Below are 18,699 nucleotides of genomic sequence, written 5' to 3' on the forward strand. Positions count from 1 at the left end.
ATTATATGAATTTTACCCCTTACTTTGTGGCTCGAAATAATTTTTTTTCATCATTTGTGTTTTTACCTTCTTGCAATTCTCATGCAAGAAGGTTTTGTTTTTATTGAACTCCAAGTAATGCTCCCGAAACATTCCATGAACTGAAACTTGTTCCTTCTGTAGGGCCTTGCGGAATTTTTATCTGTATGGTATGCTTTCCTGCCTTCAGATCTCCAAGAGGGATAAAGTTAGGATTGGTTACCGTTCCCGGACACCAGTTTGATCTGCTTAGGTCTGATGATGAAAGCCCGTCCTGAAAATTTCCTGAAGCAGGGTTGTATAGGCGGTAAGAACCACAGTCTGTTCTCCAGGGTACAAATGAAAACACCGGATTTCCATCCACAACAATAGAATTGGCTTTAGGAACAAATTCATCTCCGTTTTCCCAACCGCCATGTCCTGTTGTGGTATATCTTAGCTGTGCGTTTTTCAGATCTTTATTTAAAGTGAAACTAACCATAAGTCCTTTCTCCTGATTGAACATCGTGGAGTAGTCCTGTCCGGCCATTTCCATAATATTTAAAGTATTGAACAAAGGAATAGCTATATTGTTTTTATGAACGGTCTGATCGCTTTTATGAATGGTGATATCAAGGCTTACTTTATGGCCGCCTTTATCATAGTTGCCAATAAATGTTCCAACCCAAAGTTCTTTTCCTGATAGAGAAGGTTTCAATTCTGTAATATCCTGTCGGTAAGGACTGATGGTTTGCCAGGTTTTTCCTTTCAGCTGAATATGATTGAACTTCTGAATACCAAATGCAGTAAAGAATCGCATCATTTCCATAGCAGGGCTATAGGTATCAGTGGAAGTTATTCCGTAATATTGTTTTCCGTTTCCGTTTTCGTAGACAGGAAGCGTTTTTGCTCCTTTTTCCAATCCATCAAAAAAAGACTTTTCTTTATCCTGCGGAATGAAGAATACGGTTCCGGTTCTGTCATAGGCATCTCCATTGGATTGCTGTTTCAGTTCTACAAAAATATTTTCTCCTTCTGTAATGGCTGGAAATTTTATTTTTTTCAGAATGATCGTTCCATTGGCATATCTTTTTATCTGTTCATCTGATTTTGAAGCATCAGAGAAGTTGATGATTTCATTTTCAAAAACAGTCAGTATGGTAAATCTGCTTTTCCAAAGCAGGTCTTTATATCCTAACTGATCTGTTGCCTGTATGTTTCCTTTTAAAATATTTTCAATGCCGTTATTCTTGATTTTTTTGATGGAGCCTGCGGTAATTAAAGAGTTTTTATTTCTCTCCACTTCCAGAACCAATCCCAAATTTTGCCCCAAAACAGAAGGTCCGCCTTTCAGTTTCAGATCATGAGTGTACCAGACTTCAATCGTGTTTGAATTGACCTTTGTAACTGCTTTCTTACAGGTATAGCCCAGGATTTTTTTGGTTTCACTGGTGAGTTCAAAATCCTGTTTTCCTACTGATTCAGCATCTGATGTCGAGATAATAGATCCGGGTTTTAGAAAAGCATAAGAAAAAATGGTGTTTGATGGTTTTTCTACCTTAGTGATCTCATAGGGATAGCTGCTCTTTTGTTCTTTAATCGCACTGTTGAGAATGAAATTTTCTTTTTCATTGACCCAAACTATTGTTGAGGGTTGATCAGCTGTTGTTTTTCCGTTGTATGAACTTGTGTACTGAATTTCATAGGTCTGTGCAGAAAACAGACAGTATAAGAAAACAGACAGAAAATTGAGCGCAGTTTTTTTATGCATAAATAAGCGAGTTTACTGCAAAGTTATTTTAAACTTTCTACAGCATCAAATAGTTTTAATCTATACAGTTAGTAGACAATTGGGGTGAAATGTTACAAAAATTGTTACATTTTTTTGAAAAGGTTTTTAAATAAAAAAACTACTCCAAAGAATAGAGTAGTTGTATGTATTGTCAATTGGGTTTGGATTAAGAAATTCTCTCAATCAAAGCCATATAGAATCCGTCATAGCCTTCACTAGGCATTACTTTTTCATCTTTAATCATTTTGAATCCAGGATTGTTTTTGATGAATTCATCTACCTGAAGATTGTTTTCAGAAGGAAGGATAGAACATGTAGCATACACCATTTTTCCTCCTTTTTTAAGCATTTTAGAATAGTCCTGAAGGATTTGTTGCTGCTCCTTTTTAATTCTGTCAATAAAATCCTGATCGATTTTCCATTTACTGTCCGGGTTTCTTTTTAAAACTCCAAGACCTGAACATGGAGCATCAATCAAAAGTCTGTCTGCTTTTTCATGAAGACGTTTGATTACCTTGTTGTCAGAAATCATACGGGTTTCAATATTGTGAGCTCCGGCTCTCTTTGCGCGGCGCTTCAATTCAGCTAATTTCCATTCAAAGATATCCAGTGCTATAATCTGACCTTTGTTTTTCATGATGGCTGCTAAGTGAAGAGTTTTTCCTCCCGCACCCGCACATGCATCTACAACCCTTTGTCCTTCTTTAACATCAAGGAAATATCCAATCTTCTGAGAAGAGGCATCCTGAACTTCAAATAATCCTTCTTTAAAAGCTGTCGTCAGGAAAACATTTTTCTTTTCTTCCAACTGAACAGCATCAGGATAATTTTTAATAGGAAAAGAAACAACCCCTTCATCCGAAAGATCAGAAATAAGTTCTTTAGTGGTTGTTCTTAAAGAATTGGCTCTTAAAACTGTTGGAGCCTGCTCATTTAAAGCAAGCATTTCTCTTTCCCATTTGGCACCCAGCTCTTTTTCAAGAGTTTCAGCCAGCCATTCAGGAATAGAATGTTCTATTGCTTTTGTAGGAACAGTATTCTTTTTAAGTTTAGTAAGAATGTCGGCAATTTTGATTCCGTCAAATTCTTCAAATTTTTTATAATTGGTTTTACTCCAAAGTAAATACGCAATAATCAATTTGTAAATATTGTTGGGTTTTACCCCTTCACCCATATAGTATTCAAGGCGTTTTTTCCAACGGATAATATTGTAAAAAATTTCAGAAACAACGGCTCTGTCCTGGCTTCCCCATTTTCTGTTTGCTTTCAAAAGTCTTTCAATAACTTTATCTGCATATTTGTTTTTCTCAAAAAATGTTTCGTGTAAGGCATCGTGAATCCCGATTGCCAAGTTTCTGTGAATAAGTTCCATAAATTTGCTTCGCTGTTTGAATCTGCAAAAATACGACTTTTAATTGAGAGTTGATGAATGAGGTTGTGAATGGTGAATAGTCAATTCGCTTTGCTTGTGAATTTTTTGGTTTGCGGATTTGGGCCTGAGGTTGGAACTCTAGATTCACCATTCACTTTGCGAAGCAAAAATTGACTATTGACGCGTTCACTATTTCCTCTTGACTTCAACCTCTAAAAAGCTCTACCTTTGCAAAAAATAAAAATATGAGTGATACAGTACTTTGTCCAAAATGCAGTTCTGAGTTTACCTACCCAAGCGATAATTTGATGGTATGTTCCCAGTGTTTCTACGAATGGGATCCTGCAGAGGCTGCTTCTGAAGCGGCAAACGAAGGAAAGATATTGGATTCTAATGGAAATGAACTTCAGGATGGGGATTCTGTAGTAGTGGTAAAAGATCTTCCTGTAAAAGGAGCTCCAAAACCGGTAAAGGCTGGAACTAAAGTGAAAAATATCCGTCTTAGACCAGGAAGTGATCATAATATTGACTGTAAAATTGATGGTTTCGGGGCAATGGCTCTTAAGTCAGAGTTTGTAAAGAAGGCGTAAGAAAACTGTGCTTTTTTATGGCCTAAAAATAAGAAAAGGAAAAAATTGGACAGTGTAATCTTTCATAAGACTTAATTGCAAGATTGCTAATGTCCGTCTGGAAGGCAGAAAGAGAAATAACCAAAAATTTCCTTATACTTTGGAAATACAAATGTAAGAAAAAGTTTTATAACAGATTCTTATGTTTGTATTTTTTTTGTTGATAAGTGTAAGTGAATGTATACGTTATGTGTAGAATAACGAAAAGGTGTAATGGCGGATTTGATGATGATTTACCTTGCTGTTTTACCTTTTGCACTTTAGTTTTTAGGTAAACGAAATATTTACAAATCCTGATATTTTCTCATCAGTATACATAAAAACTTCCTTTCCTTTTACGCTCAATTTATTCCAATAATAATTTCCTGCAAATCTGCTTTCCAGAACTTCGGCTTCAAGACCCATTTCGGTGATTTTTATTTCTTTGGGATAGTAGGAAAATTTGGAAAGCTGGAAATCTTCAGCTTCATTTTCACTGAAAATATTCACTTCTCCAAATAATTTTGCCACATAAGAATTATAAGGATTTCTGTAGGTCTTCTCCGGACTGTCATTCTGAATGAGTCTTCCATCCTGCAAAATGACAATCTGATCCAGCCATGGCATGATATCCTGAAGTTCATGCGTGGAGATAATTAAAGAAACTCCATGCTGCTTCACATATCTGAAAAGTCTTTCTCTGAGCTCAATTTTTCTCGGAAAATCCAGATTACTGAATGGTTCATCTAAAATCAGGAGCTTTGGAAGTACAGAAAGGGCTCTGGCAATAGCTACCCGCTGCTGCTGTCCGCCACTTAAATATTTAGGAAGTACATGGGCAAATTCCTGAAGGCCTACCACCTCAAGAAGTTCTGCTACCGTTTCTTTTTTTTGTTTTAAATTGATATTTGAAATGAATTTTCCTACGTTTTCAGCAACTGTAGCGTAAGGCATAAGATCAAAATTCTGGGCTACGAATTTCATTTCGGGCTCTCCGGGAACAAGATTTCCTTTAGGGCCTGAAAGCTTTGTACCGTTAAAAATAATTTCTCCGCTTTCCCAATCCAGAAGACCATAAATCAGGTTGAGAAGAGTAGATTTTCCACATCCACTTTCTCCGGCAAGAGCTATAATTCTGTTTTCTTCAAACCTTAGGTTAAGGTTCTGAAACAGGGGATTTTCTTTGTTGTGAGAGAAAAATAAATTGTTTATTTCTAATAGCATATTACAAATGTAAGGTTTTTATGAAAACACAATTTTTTTTATTATATTAGCGGAACTAATAAAAATAAATCAAAAATGAGAAAAAAACTGTTTTCGATAGCTATCCCTGCATTATTTGTTGCTGCTGTAATGGTTTCTTGTAAAAAAGATAAACCGCTTACCAGTGAGAGTAATGAGGTGACGACTACTAAAGAAGGTAGCCAGTTCACTTTGGATACGCTAAACAGTAAGGTTGAATGGAAGGGATATAAAGTATTTAAATCTGAAAATACGAGTCATTTTGGAACCATCAGGTTTGAAAGTGGAGATGTGACGGTGAAAGACGGAAAACTGGAAAGCGGAAAATTCGTTGCTGATATGAACTCTTTAACTTCTGTGGATTTAAAAGACAGCCCGGAAGATTTAGGAAAATTAAATGGCCACCTGAAGAGCGGTGATTTCTTTGAAGTTGAAAAATTCCCAACAGCTTCTTATGAGATTACAAAGGTTACTCCGGCTACAGAAGGTGATTATAATACTCTTTTGGATGGTAATTTAACGATTAAAGGAATTACAAAACCTGTTCAGTTTAAAGCTAATGTTTCTGTAAAAGATGGAGAAGTAAGTGTAGCTACTGAACCGAAAGATATCAAGAGAGAAGAGTTTGGCGTAAAGTTCCAGGCTCCGGCTGAAAACGGCGTGATTAAAGACGAGGTAACTCTTCAAATCAGCGTTAAAGCTTTAGAAAAGAAATAATTTTTTTATTTAAGTGAAATAAGTGATTGAAGTCTGCCTCCCGAAAAAGAGGCAGATTTTTTTATGACGGACTTAATATTCAACTTAAAAGTCGTATTTTTGCAAAACATTTTGAAAGGGTAAAATAATGATAGAAAAGATAGAAGAACTACTGGTCGAAGTAAATGGCTTCAATGCTACCTCTAAGGAAGATATCGAAAACTTCCGAATCAAGTACAACGGTAAAAAAGGGGTTCTGAATGATTTTTTTGAAAAATTTAAAGAAGTTCCTAACGACCAAAAGAAAGAATTCGGACAGAAGATCAATACTTTGAAACAGGCAGTGGCTGTAAAACTGGAGGATTTGAAAAATGCTTCCACATCTTCTGTGGTGGTAGAAAAAGAAGATCTTACAAGACCTGCTTTTCCATTGGAATTGGGTTCCAGACATCCGATCAATCTGGTAAAAAACAGAATTATTGAAATCTTCAAATCGATTGGCTTTGCAGTAGCAGATGGTCCTGAGATTGAAGATGACTGGCATAACTTTACGGCGCTTAATCTTCCGGAATACCACCCGGCAAGAGATATGCAGGATACGTTCTTTATTGAGCAGAATCCGGATATTCTTCTAAGAACGCATACTTCTTCCGTACAGACCCGTTATATGGAAGAAAACCAGCCGCCAATCAGAATTTTATCACCGGGAAGAGTGTTCAGAAATGAGGCAATCTCTTCACGTTCTCACTGTATTTTCCATCAGATTGAAGGATTATATATTGATGAGAATGTAAGCTTTGCAGACTTAAAGCAAACGATTCAGTTCTTTACGACAGAGCTCTTCGGAAAATCTAAAATCAGAATGAGACCTTCTTTCTTCCCTTTCACAGAGCCAAGTGCTGAAATTGATGTGTATTGGGGATTAAACTCTGAAACGGATTACAGAATCACAAAAGGAACAGGATGGCTGGAAATCATGGGATGTGGAATGGTAGATCCTGCTGTACTGAAAAATGTGAATATCGATTCTGAGAAATATTCGGGATATGCATTCGGAATGGGAATTGAAAGAATTACGATGCTTCTTTACCAGATGAGTGACATCAGAATGTTCTTTGAAAATGATATCAGAACACTGGAACAGTTCAAAACATTATAAAAAATCAAACCTCCGGAGCTCCGGAGGTTTTTTGTTTTTAATTACTGACCTAAGAAACAAAACGTAACTAAAAACTGATCTTATTGAAAATTTACACGTGTCTGTTTCTTATGCCCATACTTCGGTTCGAATCCGCGAGGTACCTCAATGAAGTATTGACATGCTGCAGCTTCATTATTGCTGCCTCTATAATAAAGACAACAGGTGTCAGGGATTTATTACATTAGAAATAAAAAAAGCCTGTAAATGTTACAGGCTTGTATCTTTAAAAAAAAACTGATCGTTGTTATTTACTGAACTTTAAAGGATATTTTACATTCTTGTAATCATCAATACTTGCTTTCAATGCGCCTACTGCCAGTTCCGCCTTCAATAGCATAGGAACATGGTTAGCATCATTCGAAACCCACATCGTTACTCCTTCTTTTTCTTTAAATACTCTTCCGCTCTTCACAGATGGAATAATCTTCAAACAGTTAATCGTACCGAATTTTGTTTTTAAATTTTCTGTCCCCACTACTTTAAGCTGGAAAGGAAACATTTCATCATCAATCCATACATTCATATTGATGATCGTTCCCACCTTCAATTCGTCCGGGCTTTTACTTCTCAAATAATAAAAACATGAAAGCATATCCTGAACCCCTTTTACGGATTTTAAAACCTTTGAACCATTGGCCGGAGTTTTTTTATCTGTTAAAATCAACGTATTATTATCGTGATTGAAAACGGTTTCAAAATGCTGGCGATAGCTTCCTTCACGTACATTTCTTACGTAGAAACTTGGTAACCCTGTCTGCGTATTGATGAAGCTTTCATATAAATCTTCCACTTTGAAGAATGCTTTTACAGCACCTGTCGTTTCTCCTGTACCTTTTACATAGAGATGAGGTACCCCTTTGTAATTGGTTTGTTTGGTAGTAAGGTTCGCTGTACCTGCATTAAGGAAGCCGTAGTGGATCCTGAGAGTGATGGATTCGCCGTCCGCGATATTATCAATCTGGGCTGAGCCAAAAAAGAATATAAGGAATGCAAAAAGGATTGAAATTTTCTTCATAACAAGACATTTACAAAAACATTGCCAAATTTAAAATCTTAATTGATAGATATTTGACAAATCTCAGGTTTTTATTTAGAATCAATTAAATATGCTTCGCATTAAAATTAGTAAATTTGCAGTTACATGTATAATTAAATTATCTTAAATTATGATAACCACTGATATATTGATCATAGGTGCGGGACCTACAGGACTTTTTGCAGTTTTTGAAGCTGGTTTATTAAAAATGAAGTGCCATATTATTGATGCGCTTCCACAGCCGGGAGGGCAGTTGGCGGAACTTTATCCTAAAAAACCTATCTTCGATATCCCAGGTTATCCTTCAGTAAATGCTGGAGAATTGGTGGATAATTTGATGGAGCAGATCAAACAGTTTCAGCCTGGATTTACTTTAGGGGAAACTGCGGTTTCTTATACAAAGGTTGATGATGAGTGGTTTGAGGTGATTACTAACAAAGGAACGGTTCACAGATGTAAAGCAATTGCTATTGCGGGTGGACTGGGAACTTTTGAACCTAGAAAGCCTACTTTTGATAATCTTGCTGATTACGAAGAAAAAGGGCTTGAATATTTCGTGAAAGAGCCTGAGCATTTCAGAAACAAAAAAGTAGTAATTGCCGGAGGAGGAGATTCTGCACTGGACTGGAGTGTTTTCCTTTCTAATGTTGCCAGTGAAGTGACTTTGATTCACAGAAGAAATGAGTTCAGAGGAGCTTTGGATTCTGTAGAGAAAGTTCAAGATCTGAAAAACCAGGGGAAAATTAAATTAATTACGCCTGCTGAAGTTACCGGTATTAAAGGTGACGGAAAAGTAGAAGCTATCACGGTAGAAGTGGAAGGGCAGGAAGCTTACGATATTGAAACAGATTATTTCATTCCTTTATTCGGATTGACGCCGAAATTGGGTGAGATCGGAAACTGGGGACTGAACATCGAGAAAAATGCAATTGTTGTAAACAATGCACTTGATTATCAAACCAACATTGACGGAATCTACGCAATTGGAGATATCAATACATATCCTGGAAAACTAAAGTTGATTCTTTGTGGTTTCCACGAAGCGACTTTAATGTGCCAGAGTGTTTATAACAGATTGAATCCTGGTAAAAAATTCGTATTAAAATATACAACCGTAAGTGGTGTAGACGGATTTGACGGAAGCCGTAAGGAAGCAGAGAAGGCAGTTGTGAAAAAAATTGACTAATTTTGTAGAATTATGTCAGACGTTAATATTAAAATCACCGACAGAGAAGGTGTAACCCACGATGTCGTAGCTCCTACGGATATGTCCATGAACTTAATGGAAATTATCCGTTCCTATGAATTGGCAGAAGAAGGTACTATTGGAGTATGTGGAGGAATGGCGATGTGTGCTTCATGCCAGGTATATGTAATCAATGATCCCGGTCTGGAACCGATGGGAGATGAAGAAGATGCCATGCTGGCTGAGGCTTTCCATGTGAAAGACAACAGCAGATTGGGATGCCAGTTACATATTGCCGATGCCATGGAAGGGCTCGAAGTGGAGATTGCTCCTTATCCTTAGAAAATATTTTTTAATCTTAATAAGAAACCCGTCCGGATTTTCCGGACGGGTTTTTTCTTTATATTTCATCCTTACTGATCACTTTCCAAACTGTAGGAGCCTCATAATTTCTCATTTGGTCCAACAAATCATCAATACTTTCACTAATCAGCACCATATCCTTATTGACTTGTTTTAAAAATCCCTTATCTACCATGGTTTGAATAAGTTTGATAAGATCATCATAAAATCCATCAATATTCAGAATTCCGATCGGTTTTTTGTGGAGCCCGAGCTGTGCCCAGGTGATCATCTCGAAAAACTCTTCCAGCGTTCCGTAGCCACCAGGAAGAACGATGACTCCGTCGCAGAGTTCATTCATTTTGGTTTTTCTTTCATGCATGGTTTCCACGATGATAAGCTCGGTAAGATTTTTATGGGCAATTTCTTTGGTTTGTAAAAATTTGGGAAGAACTCCGATTACCTTACCATTTTCACTTAAAGCCCCATTGGCTACCGTTCCCATTAAGCCCGTTTCCGAACCGCCATAAACAAGCTGTATATCTTGTCTGGCTAAGGTCTTACCAAGTAAAAATGTCTGTTCTTTATAAATATCATGCGAGCCAAAACTTGAGCCGCAGAATACGGTGATACTTTTCATTGTATAAGGTTTTATTTCAATAAATATATTTAGATTAAAACTAAAAATATCCAAAATCATAAGACTTTGGATATTTAATATAGTAATTTTACTATTCTATTTCTGAGGAATGTTTGCTAAAATATCTTTCAGGAAGCTCCAGAATTTCTGTGTAGAAGGGATATTGGCTCTTTCGTCAGGTGAGTGTGCTCCTCTGATGGTTGGTCCAAAGCTTACCATTTCCATTTCAGGATAGTTGGCTCCTATGATTCCACATTCAAGACCTGCATGGCAAGCTACTACATGAGGTTTTTCACTGAACTTTTCAGTATAAAGCTTCTCCATCAGCTGTACAATCTCAGAACCTGGTTTTGGCTTCCATCCCGGATATGATCCCTTGAATTCAACATTCATTCCAGCTAATTCTGCTACAGATTTTAATTGCTCTGCTACTGAATATTTAGAAGAATCTACAGAAGATCTTGTAAGGTTTAAAATCTTAAGTTCTCCACCTTTCAGTTCTACTCTGGCTATGTTGTTGGAAGCTTCTACAAGGTCAGCTACATCCGGGCTCATTCTGTATACTCCGTTATGAAGAGCTTTTAAAGTAAGAATCACTTTTTTAGAATCTCCTTCTGAAATCGTTTTGTCAGAAGAGGTAGAGTTCTCAATATTGATTTGAATTCCCGGCTCTACCGTAGCAAATTCTTCTAAGATATCTTTTTTAAGAACAGTGGCATTTTCTATAAATTCCTGAGCATTTCTCACAGAAATTATAGCAGAGCCTTCTCTTGGAATAGCATTTCTTAAACCTCCGCTGTCGATAGAAATCAGTTCAATATTTTGATTTTCTAAACCGCTGTAAAGAAGTCTTCCCAAAATAATATTGGCGTTTCCGAAACCTTTATGAATATCCATTCCGGAGTGTCCACCCTGAAGTCCTTTTACTTCAATTCTTACAATTTGTCCTTTTGAAGTTTCTGTGGCATAAGTTTGAGTGATCGTCACATCTATACCTCCGGCACAGCCGATATCAATTTCATCATCTTCTTCAGTGTCAAGGTTCAATAGAATTTGTCCTGTCAGCTGTCCTGGTTTTAATCCTAAAGCACCGGTCATTCCTGTCTCTTCATCAATGGTAAAAAGAGCTTCCAGTGCAGGGTGTGGAATATCCGAGCTTTCAAGGATAGACATGATTGTTGCTACTCCTAAACCGTTATCAGCACCTAAAGTAGTTCCCTTTGCCTTTACCCAGTCGCCATCGATTTCCATTTTAATTCCTTCTGTTTCAAAATCGAAATTAACGTCATTGTTTTTCTGACAAACCATATCAAGGTGCGATTGAAGCACGATAGATTTGCGATTTTCCATGCCTGCTGTGGCAGGTTTCTTAATAATAACGTTTCCTACTTCATCTACCGTAGTTTCCAGTCCTAAATTTTCACCAAATCCTTTGATAAAAGCGATTACTTTCTCTTCTTTTTTTGAAGGTCTTGGAACAGCATTTAATTTGGAGAAATTTTTCCAGATAATCTGCGGTTCTATATTAGATAATTCCATTGAAATTTATTTTTCTCAAATTTACAAAATAAAAAATGCTTCTGTGAGATACAGAAGCATTTTTGTTGTATGATTTCGCTTTTATTAACATCCGCATTCTCCATAGATCGGAGTAGTAAATGTAGTTCCGTCTGGTTTCTCTATTGTCAGAGTTCCTTCAAACAGTAAAGCTTCTTCGCCTTTTATTTTTTTACCTTTTACAGAAATTTTGTAATCATCATTTTCTATTTCTTTGGTAAGCAATTCATCTACCTCCATATCACTTGATGAGATAAGATTCATGGCCAGCCTTTTACCATCCAGCATCATATAAGCTGTTTTTCCGGCGTCATCTGCATAGATATATCTCTCATTTTCAAAATCAGTTTTGCTTGCTGCAAAATAGCAGGAACATTCTTTGATTTCTTTAGGAAACGGAATGGTTCCCACCAGAATATTTCCTGACGAAGGTTTTACTGAAGCTGAGTCTTTGGTAATATGTAAAGAATCTACAGAAGCAGAACCTGAAACCGTTTCTTTTTCCTTTTTACAGGCTACCAATAGAAATGCGGAAAATAAAATGATTAAATATTTCATGTGTTTGTGGTTTTATTATTTGTTTATCCTCTTGCTCTTTCAAGAAGCGTCATCATTAATAAAGAAAGGATTACCAGGCTTTCTTCTTCGTCATCAATATCGATCAGTCTGTCCAGCTGGAATCTTCTTCCAAAGAATGAAGGCATTTTTTTCAGCTTGAAGTAAGCCTTTCCATCAATACCTGTTACCGTATATGATGGATTAAGGAAATACCCTGTGAACATTCCGATGATAGGAAGTTCCCCTACAAAGCTGTCCCAGAATCTTACCCATGCACTGTCTTCCTGAACCTTAAACTTAGGCTGATCGTGAGCATCCAGAATATCATAACTCGCTTTCCAGATAGAACGCATTCCTTTTCTTGCTAATCTACCGAAGTTTTTATTGTCAATAAGATCATTCAAAGAATACGAGACGTTGAAGTCAATCCATTTATTTGCTCTGATTCTGAAAAGTTCTTTAGACTTGCTTTCATCATTGAAAACGACAACATCTTCTTTTAACTTGAACATTTTCTGACGAACATATGCTACATAATTACCGTTTTTGTCAGTAATGTTAAAGTCACTTGCTAAAGTAGTGATTTTGAATTTGAAATCCAGAGGATAATTAAGATTGTTAAGTACCATGTTAGTTTATTTTTTTCATATTTAATTTAAGCCGCAAATATAGAGGTTTTTTTAGAGTTCTCAGGTATGGGAGAAATTTAAAATATCATATTGAGACATTGGATTCCTGATCAATTGTCAATTTTTGCTGCGCAAAGTCAATTATCAATAATCACTTTATACAAATTCACAAACGAAGTGAATTGACCATTCACTATTCACTATTAATTATCAACTTTAATCCTTATTTTTGTACCTATGGATTACCCTAGTAAAGTGTTGGCAAAGGCAGTTGATGAGATTTCAGGACTGCCCGGAATTGGTAGGAAAACGGCCTTGAGGTTAGCATTACATTTATTGAAGCAACCCAATTCCAGAGCTGTAAGTCTTGGAAACTCCCTGATTAACCTTGTCAACGAAATAAAATACTGTAAAGAATGTCATAATTTCTCAGATTTTGAGATCTGTGAAATATGCAGTAATGAAAAGAGAAATGGTGAACTGATCTGTATCGTTGAAGATGTGCGTGATGTAATTGCTATTGAAAATACAGGCAAGTACACAGGGAAATATCTGATTCTTGGCGGAAAAATCTCTCCGATGGAAGGAGTAGGGCCTGGCCAGTTAAATATCCCAAGTATAGAAAAGAAACTGAATGATGGAAAGGTAAAGGAATTTATTTTTGCATTGAGCGCCACCATGGAAGGAGATACCACCGCTTATTATATTTATAAGAAATTTAAAAATTTCAATGTGAATTTTTCAAGCATTGCAAGAGGAATTTCAGTAGGGGATGAATTGGAATATGCTGATGAAATCTCTTTAGGAAGATCTATTATCAACAGGTTGCCGTACAACGAAAAAGACTAATATGAAGCTGTCTGTTATTATTGTTAATTATAATGTGACCCAATTGCTCAGAAGCTGTCTCGTGTCTCTTCAGAAATACGTACAGGAGATAGAATATGAAGTCATTGTCATTGATAATGCTTCTACGGATAGTTCCTGGGGAGATCTTATTCCGGAATTTCCCAATGTACATTTTATCTCTTCTGAAACGAATGGTGGTTTTTCAAAAGCTAATAATCAGGCTATAAAAACGGCAAAAGGAGAATATGTATTGCTTTTGAATCCTGATACTGAATTTGAAGGATTTTATATGAAGGAACTTCTGGATTTTGCAGACTTACAGCCTTCTTTCGGATGTCTGGGAGTGAGGATGCATGATGCAGAAGGAAATTTTCTTCCTGAAAGTAAGCGTTCGGTTCCGGATATGTTCAATTCTTTTGAAAAGCTGTTTACCAATTTTAAAAAAAACAGTTCCAAATCCTATTACAGAGACGATATAGAAGAAAATGCTGTTGCAGAAGTGGAAGTGATTACCGGAGCATTTTTATTGGCTAAAAAAGAAGTTTATGAGAAAATAGGAGGGCTTGATGAAGCTTACTTCATGTATGGCGAAGATATTGATCTCTGTTATACATTTTTAAGAAACGGATATAAGAACTTCTATTACGGGAAAGTTTCTATTCTTCATCACAAGGGCGAAAGCACGGTTAAAGATGAGGTATACCTCAACAGATTTTATGGAGCCATGCAGATCTTTATTGATAAATATTATAAAGAATCAAAACCTGTGCAGTATTCATTTTTAAAGGCAGGGTTGAAGCTCCGCCATCAGATTGAAAAGATCAAGTTAAAATAAAAAAGCAACTCAATTTGAGTTGCTTTTTTTGTATGTAAGATAATGTTCTTCTTATTTTGCCGGAGCAACAGGTGTCTGTGCCGGAGTTGTTGTAGAAGAAGCTGGTGCTGACTGTTTTGCCGGCGCTTCTTTCTTTGCTGGCTGTTGTGCAGGAAGTGCCTGAGAGGGCTTACCTGTAATAACAACGCTTAAAAGGATAAGAACGATGATAGTTCCGCCTAGAGTCCATGTTGCTTTTTCCATGAAATCATTGGTTCTTTGTACCCCGAACTGTGCTGATGATGCACCTCCGAATGTACTGGAAAGGCCTCCTCCTTTTGGATTTTGTGCCATAACGATAATTACCAATAAAACGCTGGCAACCATAACAAGAACCATCAATAGTGTAAATATAGTATCCATTAATTCTGATATCTTTTTGAATGGGCAAATTTAATCTTTTTTTACTGAATGACAAAAAAAGATGTCGCCAAATGTTGATAAAAATAAAAACGGCAACAATTGTTGCCGTTTTTTCTATAAAAATAGGATGTTATTATTTAAAATCAGCATCAGTAGCCTTATTGATCTCATAAGACTTCACAGCCATAGTCATATCCATTCCCATTTGGCTTACAGAAATGGTGTAAGGCATTTTCACGCCGTTTACCTCTTTGTAATTAGAAAATGTTGTTGGAATAGTCATTTCCTGACCTTTAGCTTTTACCTTTTTGGTTTCCCCGGTTTTTAATCCAGTTGCAACACTGTAGTAATAGGTTGTATCTCCACCTTTAATTGCATAAGAATCTTCACCCGCAATTTTCTCAATTCCTCCTAATTTATAATCAGCAGATTTGGCGAAACCTAATTCTTCGAAGAGTTCAGGATTCTTTTGTTTTTCAGCAACTTCTTCCGGTGTGATATCCACTTTTTGGCCCATTTGCATTGAGTAGCCTGTCTTTCCGTCGAATACCTGCTTCTGAACAACCTGTCCCATTGCAGTTACTGTAGTAAGCTCCTTTCCACCTTGTGCCCTAACGATTTTAAAATCGATGCTTTGTCCTTGCATAGACATGGACGCATTCGTTGTATAAGAAGTGATTTTTGCCAGATTAGCTTTTCCTCCGATAGCATTGATGTATTTGTCAACTACAGAAGCTACTGTTACGTTCGCATCTACTTTTTGTACTGTTGGCTTTGCAGCTGGGTTAGCTTCTTTATCGAAATATTTTACAGGATAACCTAGTTTTTCAAGACCTTCAGAAATATCAGATGCTTTACCAGCGATGAAAATTCTGCTTTGATTTGGTAAAATAGTAGCTTTTACTGCATTGGAAACATCTGCTGCAGTTACTTTATCAATAGATTTTAAGTAATTGGTATAGAAATCAGCAGGCAGATCCTGAACTTTTTGATTTAAAGCAAATCTTGCGATCGTTGCTGGCTGCTCTAAAGACATGATGAAAGCTCCTTTCAGTTTAGCCTTCGCATTAGCCAGCTCTTCAGGTTTTACTGTAGAAATAGCATTCAGCTCATTCATGAACTCTTTAACCGCTTTGTCGGTAACTTCATTTCTTACACTTGCGCTGGCAGAGAATTCCGGAGAGTATTTGCTGGCAACCATATTGGAGTAAGCCCCATATGTAAACCCGTTTTTCTCACGAAGGTTCATGAAAAGTCTTGCTTCACCACCTCCGCCAAGGATATAGTTGGCGATGGTAGCCGGGAAGTAGTTGGCATCTTTCATTTTCAGGGTGTTCAGGTTGTTTAATGAAACAACAGACTGTACTGCTGAAGGAACGTCCACTACATTGATCTCTGTTTTAGCAACATTGGATGCCGGCTCTAATTGAGCGATAGGAGTGTTTGCTTTTTTCCAGCCGCTGAAAGCTTTTTCGATCAAAGGTTTTACCTGATCAAATTTTACATCTCCAACGATTACTAAGTAAGCATTATCCGGAGCGTAGTATTTTTTATAAATATTTTGAACGTCAGCTAACTGAATTTTGTTGATTGATTCAACGGTTTCAAACTCACCTCTTGAAGTATTTTTTCCGTACATCAAAGCTTTAGAAACTTTTTGTGCGATAGAAGAAGCATTTTTTTCTTCAGATTTTAATCCTTCAACAGCTCTTTCTTTAGAGTTTTGAATTTCTTCAGCAGAAAATTTAGGATTAATGATTGCATCAGCCATCAAATTTAAAATTTCAGGGAAATATTTTGAAAGAGAGTTGGCAGAAGCTCCTCCCGAAGAAAAATTAAGATTTGCTCCAAGGTAGTCTACTTTTTTGTTGAAATCATCTTTGCTGATGTTGGTGGTTCCATTTTCGAACTGTTCAGCCATAATTTCGCTTACTCCGGTTACAGCTCCTTCATGGTATGGAGGTCTGTCCATAGAAAGGCTAGCACTTACTCTTGGCAGTTTGTTGTTCTCTACTACCATTACCGTAAGACCGTTGCTTAGCTGGAAAGTTTTTGGCTTCGCTATGTTAATCGCAGGAGTAGGTCCTGGCTTTGGCATGGCATTAAGATCTATTTTTTGTGCTGAAACCATTCCTGTAAAGAAAAACGCTGCAGCTATATATGTTAATTGCTTTTTCATTTGTAAAAATTTAATTTTTGATAATCATATGGTAACCTGAAAGTTGAAATAATTACTTTTTCTCAGGTACGTAATTAATGATTATTCTTTGGTTGGAATTAAGATACTTTTTAGCTGCATTTTGAAGATCCTGTCTGGTGATAGATCTGTAAATGTCGATTTCTTTGTTGATCAAATTCGTGTCACCCATCAATACGTGGTTGGTTGCCAATGAAGCAGCAATTCCCTGAATGCTTGAATTAGCATTTACAAATTGGTTTTCGTATTGGTTTTGAAGTTTTTGGTAATCTTCCTCAGAAATTAAAGTAGTCTGAAGCTTTTTGATTTCAGCATCAATATCAGTCTGTAAAGCCTGTTTCGTAGTTTGTCCCATTGGAATCGCGAAGAAGGCAAAAATACTGTAATCCTCAAGGCCCTGGTTGAAAGCAGCTACCTGAAGTGCTTTTTTATCCTGGTCTACTAATTTTTTATATAAAACGGAAGATTTACCACTGCTTAAATAAGAAGAAAGCATATCTAAAACATACGCATCTTTTTCTTTGTTAGCCGGAGTTCTGTATGCGAAAACATAAGCTGGAAGCTGGATATTCGGGTCCGTAGCAGTAACCTCTTTTTCCTGTGTGATAGGAGTTTCTTTCGGGTAATCTTTTGGATAAAGTGTTCCTTTTGGAATCCCTCCGTAATACGTTTCAATCCATTTTTTAGTCTGCTCAGGCTTGATGTCTCCTGCTACTACTAAAGTTGCGTTATTTGGAACGTAATACTTTTTGTAGAATGCCTGGAATTCCTCCAGTTTCGCTGAGTTCAAATCTTCCATAGAACCAATTGTTGGCCAGTTGTATGGGTGATTGGTAAATAAATTTTTCTGAATTGTTGTGAAAAGATTTCCATAAGGCTGGTTATCCATTCTCAATCTTTTCTCTTCTTTTACAACTTCTCTCTGTGTATCCACCCCAATCTGGTTGATTACAGCCTGACGCATTCTTTCAGCCTCCATCCAAAGTCCTAGTTGCTCATTGTTGGAAGGAAATGTTTCATAATAATACGTTCTGTCATTAGTCGTATTGGCGTTGTTTTGCCCTCCGTTTGAAGAAACGATTTTGAACCATTCTCCTCTCTTGATGTTAGGAGTTCCTTCGAATAAAAGGTGTTCAAAGAAGTGAGCAAAACCAGTTCTGCCTTTTACTTCATCTTTTGCACCTACATGGTACATTACACCTGTCGTTACCACCGGCGCCGAGTTATCCTGATGAAGAATTACGTGAAGACCATTGGGAAGGTCATACTCTTCGAATTTGATTTGCTGTGCATTCAGCATTAGCCCGAAGAAAGCTACGGCAGCAGCAGAAAGAAGTCGCTTTTTCATAAAATTTAGAAATTGTTTACCAATTAGTATGAAAAGTGAATTAAATGTTACAAAATGAATAGAAATAGATAGGTAAATGTGAGTGGTGAATGGTGAATTCGCTTCGCTTGTGAATTTTTTGTTACGGGATTCGGGTTGCGTGATTTAAGTTTATGAATAATTAATAGGAAGAAATTTCCTAATTGATAGTAATGCGCTGTGTTTGTTTATTT

At 36.8% G+C, this 18,699-nt stretch carries 18 protein-coding genes; 7 read left to right on the plus strand and 11 right to left on the minus strand.

What is annotated here, in order from left to right; genetic code table 11:
- Positions 1-100: 100 nt before the first annotated feature.
- Positions 101-1,768: a GLPGLI family protein gene (locus ODR02_RS14240; RefSeq protein ID WP_309513367.1), complete on the minus strand. Its 1,668-nt coding sequence runs from the start codon at positions 1,766-1,768 to the stop codon at positions 101-103.
- A 187-nt stretch (positions 1,769-1,955) separates the two neighbouring features.
- A complete protein-coding gene (locus tag ODR02_RS14245) occupies positions 1,956-3,161 on the minus strand; it encodes an RsmB/NOP family class I SAM-dependent RNA methyltransferase (protein ID WP_309513368.1) in 1,206 nt (401 codons plus the stop codon).
- Between the two features lie 245 nt (positions 3,162-3,406).
- Here ODR02_RS14245 and ODR02_RS14250 point away from each other — a divergent pair, with 245 nt between their 5' ends.
- On the plus strand, positions 3,407-3,751 hold the full coding sequence (locus tag ODR02_RS14250; RefSeq protein WP_089694356.1) for a zinc ribbon domain-containing protein YjdM: 345 nt from the start codon (positions 3,407-3,409) through the stop codon (positions 3,749-3,751).
- Positions 3,752-4,057: 306 nt separating this feature from the next.
- On the opposite strand, the gene ODR02_RS14255 is transcribed toward ODR02_RS14250, so the two are convergent.
- Entirely contained in the window at positions 4,058-4,993 is a 936-nt protein-coding gene (locus tag ODR02_RS14255; protein WP_309513369.1) for a sulfate/molybdate ABC transporter ATP-binding protein, read from the minus strand.
- A gap of 75 nt (positions 4,994-5,068) precedes the next feature.
- On the opposite strand from ODR02_RS14255, the gene ODR02_RS14260 reads away from it, so the two are divergent.
- Positions 5,069-5,728: a YceI family protein gene (locus ODR02_RS14260; protein ID WP_105684498.1), complete on the plus strand. Its 660-nt coding sequence runs from the start codon at positions 5,069-5,071 to the stop codon at positions 5,726-5,728.
- A 127-nt stretch (positions 5,729-5,855) separates the two neighbouring features.
- Positions 5,856-6,866, plus strand: coding sequence for a phenylalanine--tRNA ligase subunit alpha (gene pheS, locus ODR02_RS14265; RefSeq protein WP_047429302.1), 1,011 nt, complete (start codon positions 5,856-5,858; stop codon positions 6,864-6,866).
- Positions 6,867-7,152: 286 nt separating this feature from the next.
- On the opposite strand, the gene ODR02_RS14270 is transcribed toward pheS, so the two are convergent.
- Complete coding sequence (locus tag ODR02_RS14270) at positions 7,153-7,923, minus strand: DUF3108 domain-containing protein (protein WP_309513370.1); 771 nt, start codon at positions 7,921-7,923, stop codon at positions 7,153-7,155.
- Between the two features lie 151 nt (positions 7,924-8,074).
- Here ODR02_RS14270 and ODR02_RS14275 point away from each other — a divergent pair, with 151 nt between their 5' ends.
- A complete protein-coding gene (locus tag ODR02_RS14275) occupies positions 8,075-9,130 on the plus strand; it encodes an NAD(P)/FAD-dependent oxidoreductase (RefSeq protein WP_034697025.1) in 1,056 nt (351 codons plus the stop codon).
- A 12-nt stretch (positions 9,131-9,142) separates the two neighbouring features.
- Positions 9,143-9,472: a 2Fe-2S iron-sulfur cluster-binding protein gene (locus ODR02_RS14280; protein ID WP_034697026.1), complete on the plus strand. Its 330-nt coding sequence runs from the start codon at positions 9,143-9,145 to the stop codon at positions 9,470-9,472.
- Between the two features lie 58 nt (positions 9,473-9,530).
- Here the strand turns inward: ODR02_RS14280 and ODR02_RS14285 are convergent, their stop codons facing one another.
- From ODR02_RS14285 to ODR02_RS14300, 4 genes are all read right to left on the minus strand, one after another.
- A complete protein-coding gene (locus ODR02_RS14285) occupies positions 9,531-10,112 on the minus strand; it encodes a TIGR00730 family Rossman fold protein (protein WP_209785801.1) in 582 nt (193 codons plus the stop codon).
- A 96-nt stretch (positions 10,113-10,208) separates the two neighbouring features.
- Positions 10,209-11,651, minus strand: coding sequence for an aminoacyl-histidine dipeptidase (locus ODR02_RS14290; protein WP_209785800.1), 1,443 nt, complete (start codon positions 11,649-11,651; stop codon positions 10,209-10,211).
- Positions 11,652-11,735: 84 nt separating this feature from the next.
- Positions 11,736-12,227, minus strand: a complete 492-nt coding sequence (locus ODR02_RS14295; RefSeq protein WP_309513371.1) for a hypothetical protein — start codon at positions 12,225-12,227, stop codon at positions 11,736-11,738.
- 23 nt (positions 12,228-12,250) lie between these two features.
- On the minus strand, positions 12,251-12,856 hold the full coding sequence (locus tag ODR02_RS14300; RefSeq protein ID WP_309513372.1) for a hypothetical protein: 606 nt from the start codon (positions 12,854-12,856) through the stop codon (positions 12,251-12,253).
- A 237-nt stretch (positions 12,857-13,093) separates the two neighbouring features.
- Here ODR02_RS14300 and recR point away from each other — a divergent pair, with 237 nt between their 5' ends.
- Together recR and ODR02_RS14310 are read left to right on the plus strand one after the other, a co-directional pair.
- Entirely contained in the window at positions 13,094-13,705 is a 612-nt protein-coding gene (gene recR / locus ODR02_RS14305; protein ID WP_209785798.1) for a recombination mediator RecR, read from the plus strand.
- A 1-nt stretch (position 13,706) separates the two neighbouring features.
- Complete coding sequence (locus tag ODR02_RS14310; RefSeq protein WP_309513373.1) at positions 13,707-14,540, plus strand: glycosyltransferase family 2 protein; 834 nt, start codon at positions 13,707-13,709, stop codon at positions 14,538-14,540.
- Between the two features lie 51 nt (positions 14,541-14,591).
- On the opposite strand, the gene secG is transcribed toward ODR02_RS14310, so the two are convergent.
- The 3 genes from secG to ODR02_RS14325 form a co-directional block, all read right to left on the minus strand.
- Positions 14,592-14,942 carry a preprotein translocase subunit SecG gene (secG, locus tag ODR02_RS14315; RefSeq protein ID WP_079240630.1) on the minus strand — a complete coding sequence of 117 codons (351 nt, stop codon included), beginning with the start codon at positions 14,940-14,942 and terminating at the stop codon, positions 14,592-14,594.
- A gap of 133 nt (positions 14,943-15,075) precedes the next feature.
- Complete coding sequence (locus ODR02_RS14320; protein WP_309513374.1) at positions 15,076-17,121, minus strand: M16 family metallopeptidase; 2,046 nt, start codon at positions 17,119-17,121, stop codon at positions 15,076-15,078.
- Between the two features lie 52 nt (positions 17,122-17,173).
- Positions 17,174-18,487, minus strand: a complete 1,314-nt coding sequence (locus ODR02_RS14325) for a M16 family metallopeptidase (protein ID WP_309513375.1) — start codon at positions 18,485-18,487, stop codon at positions 17,174-17,176.
- Positions 18,488-18,699: the final 212 nt, after the last annotated feature.

Origin of the sequence: Chryseobacterium sp. CFS2, from assembly GCF_036543225.1 — a bacterium.
Lineage (GTDB): Bacteria > Bacteroidota > Bacteroidia > Flavobacteriales > Weeksellaceae > Chryseobacterium > Chryseobacterium culicis_A.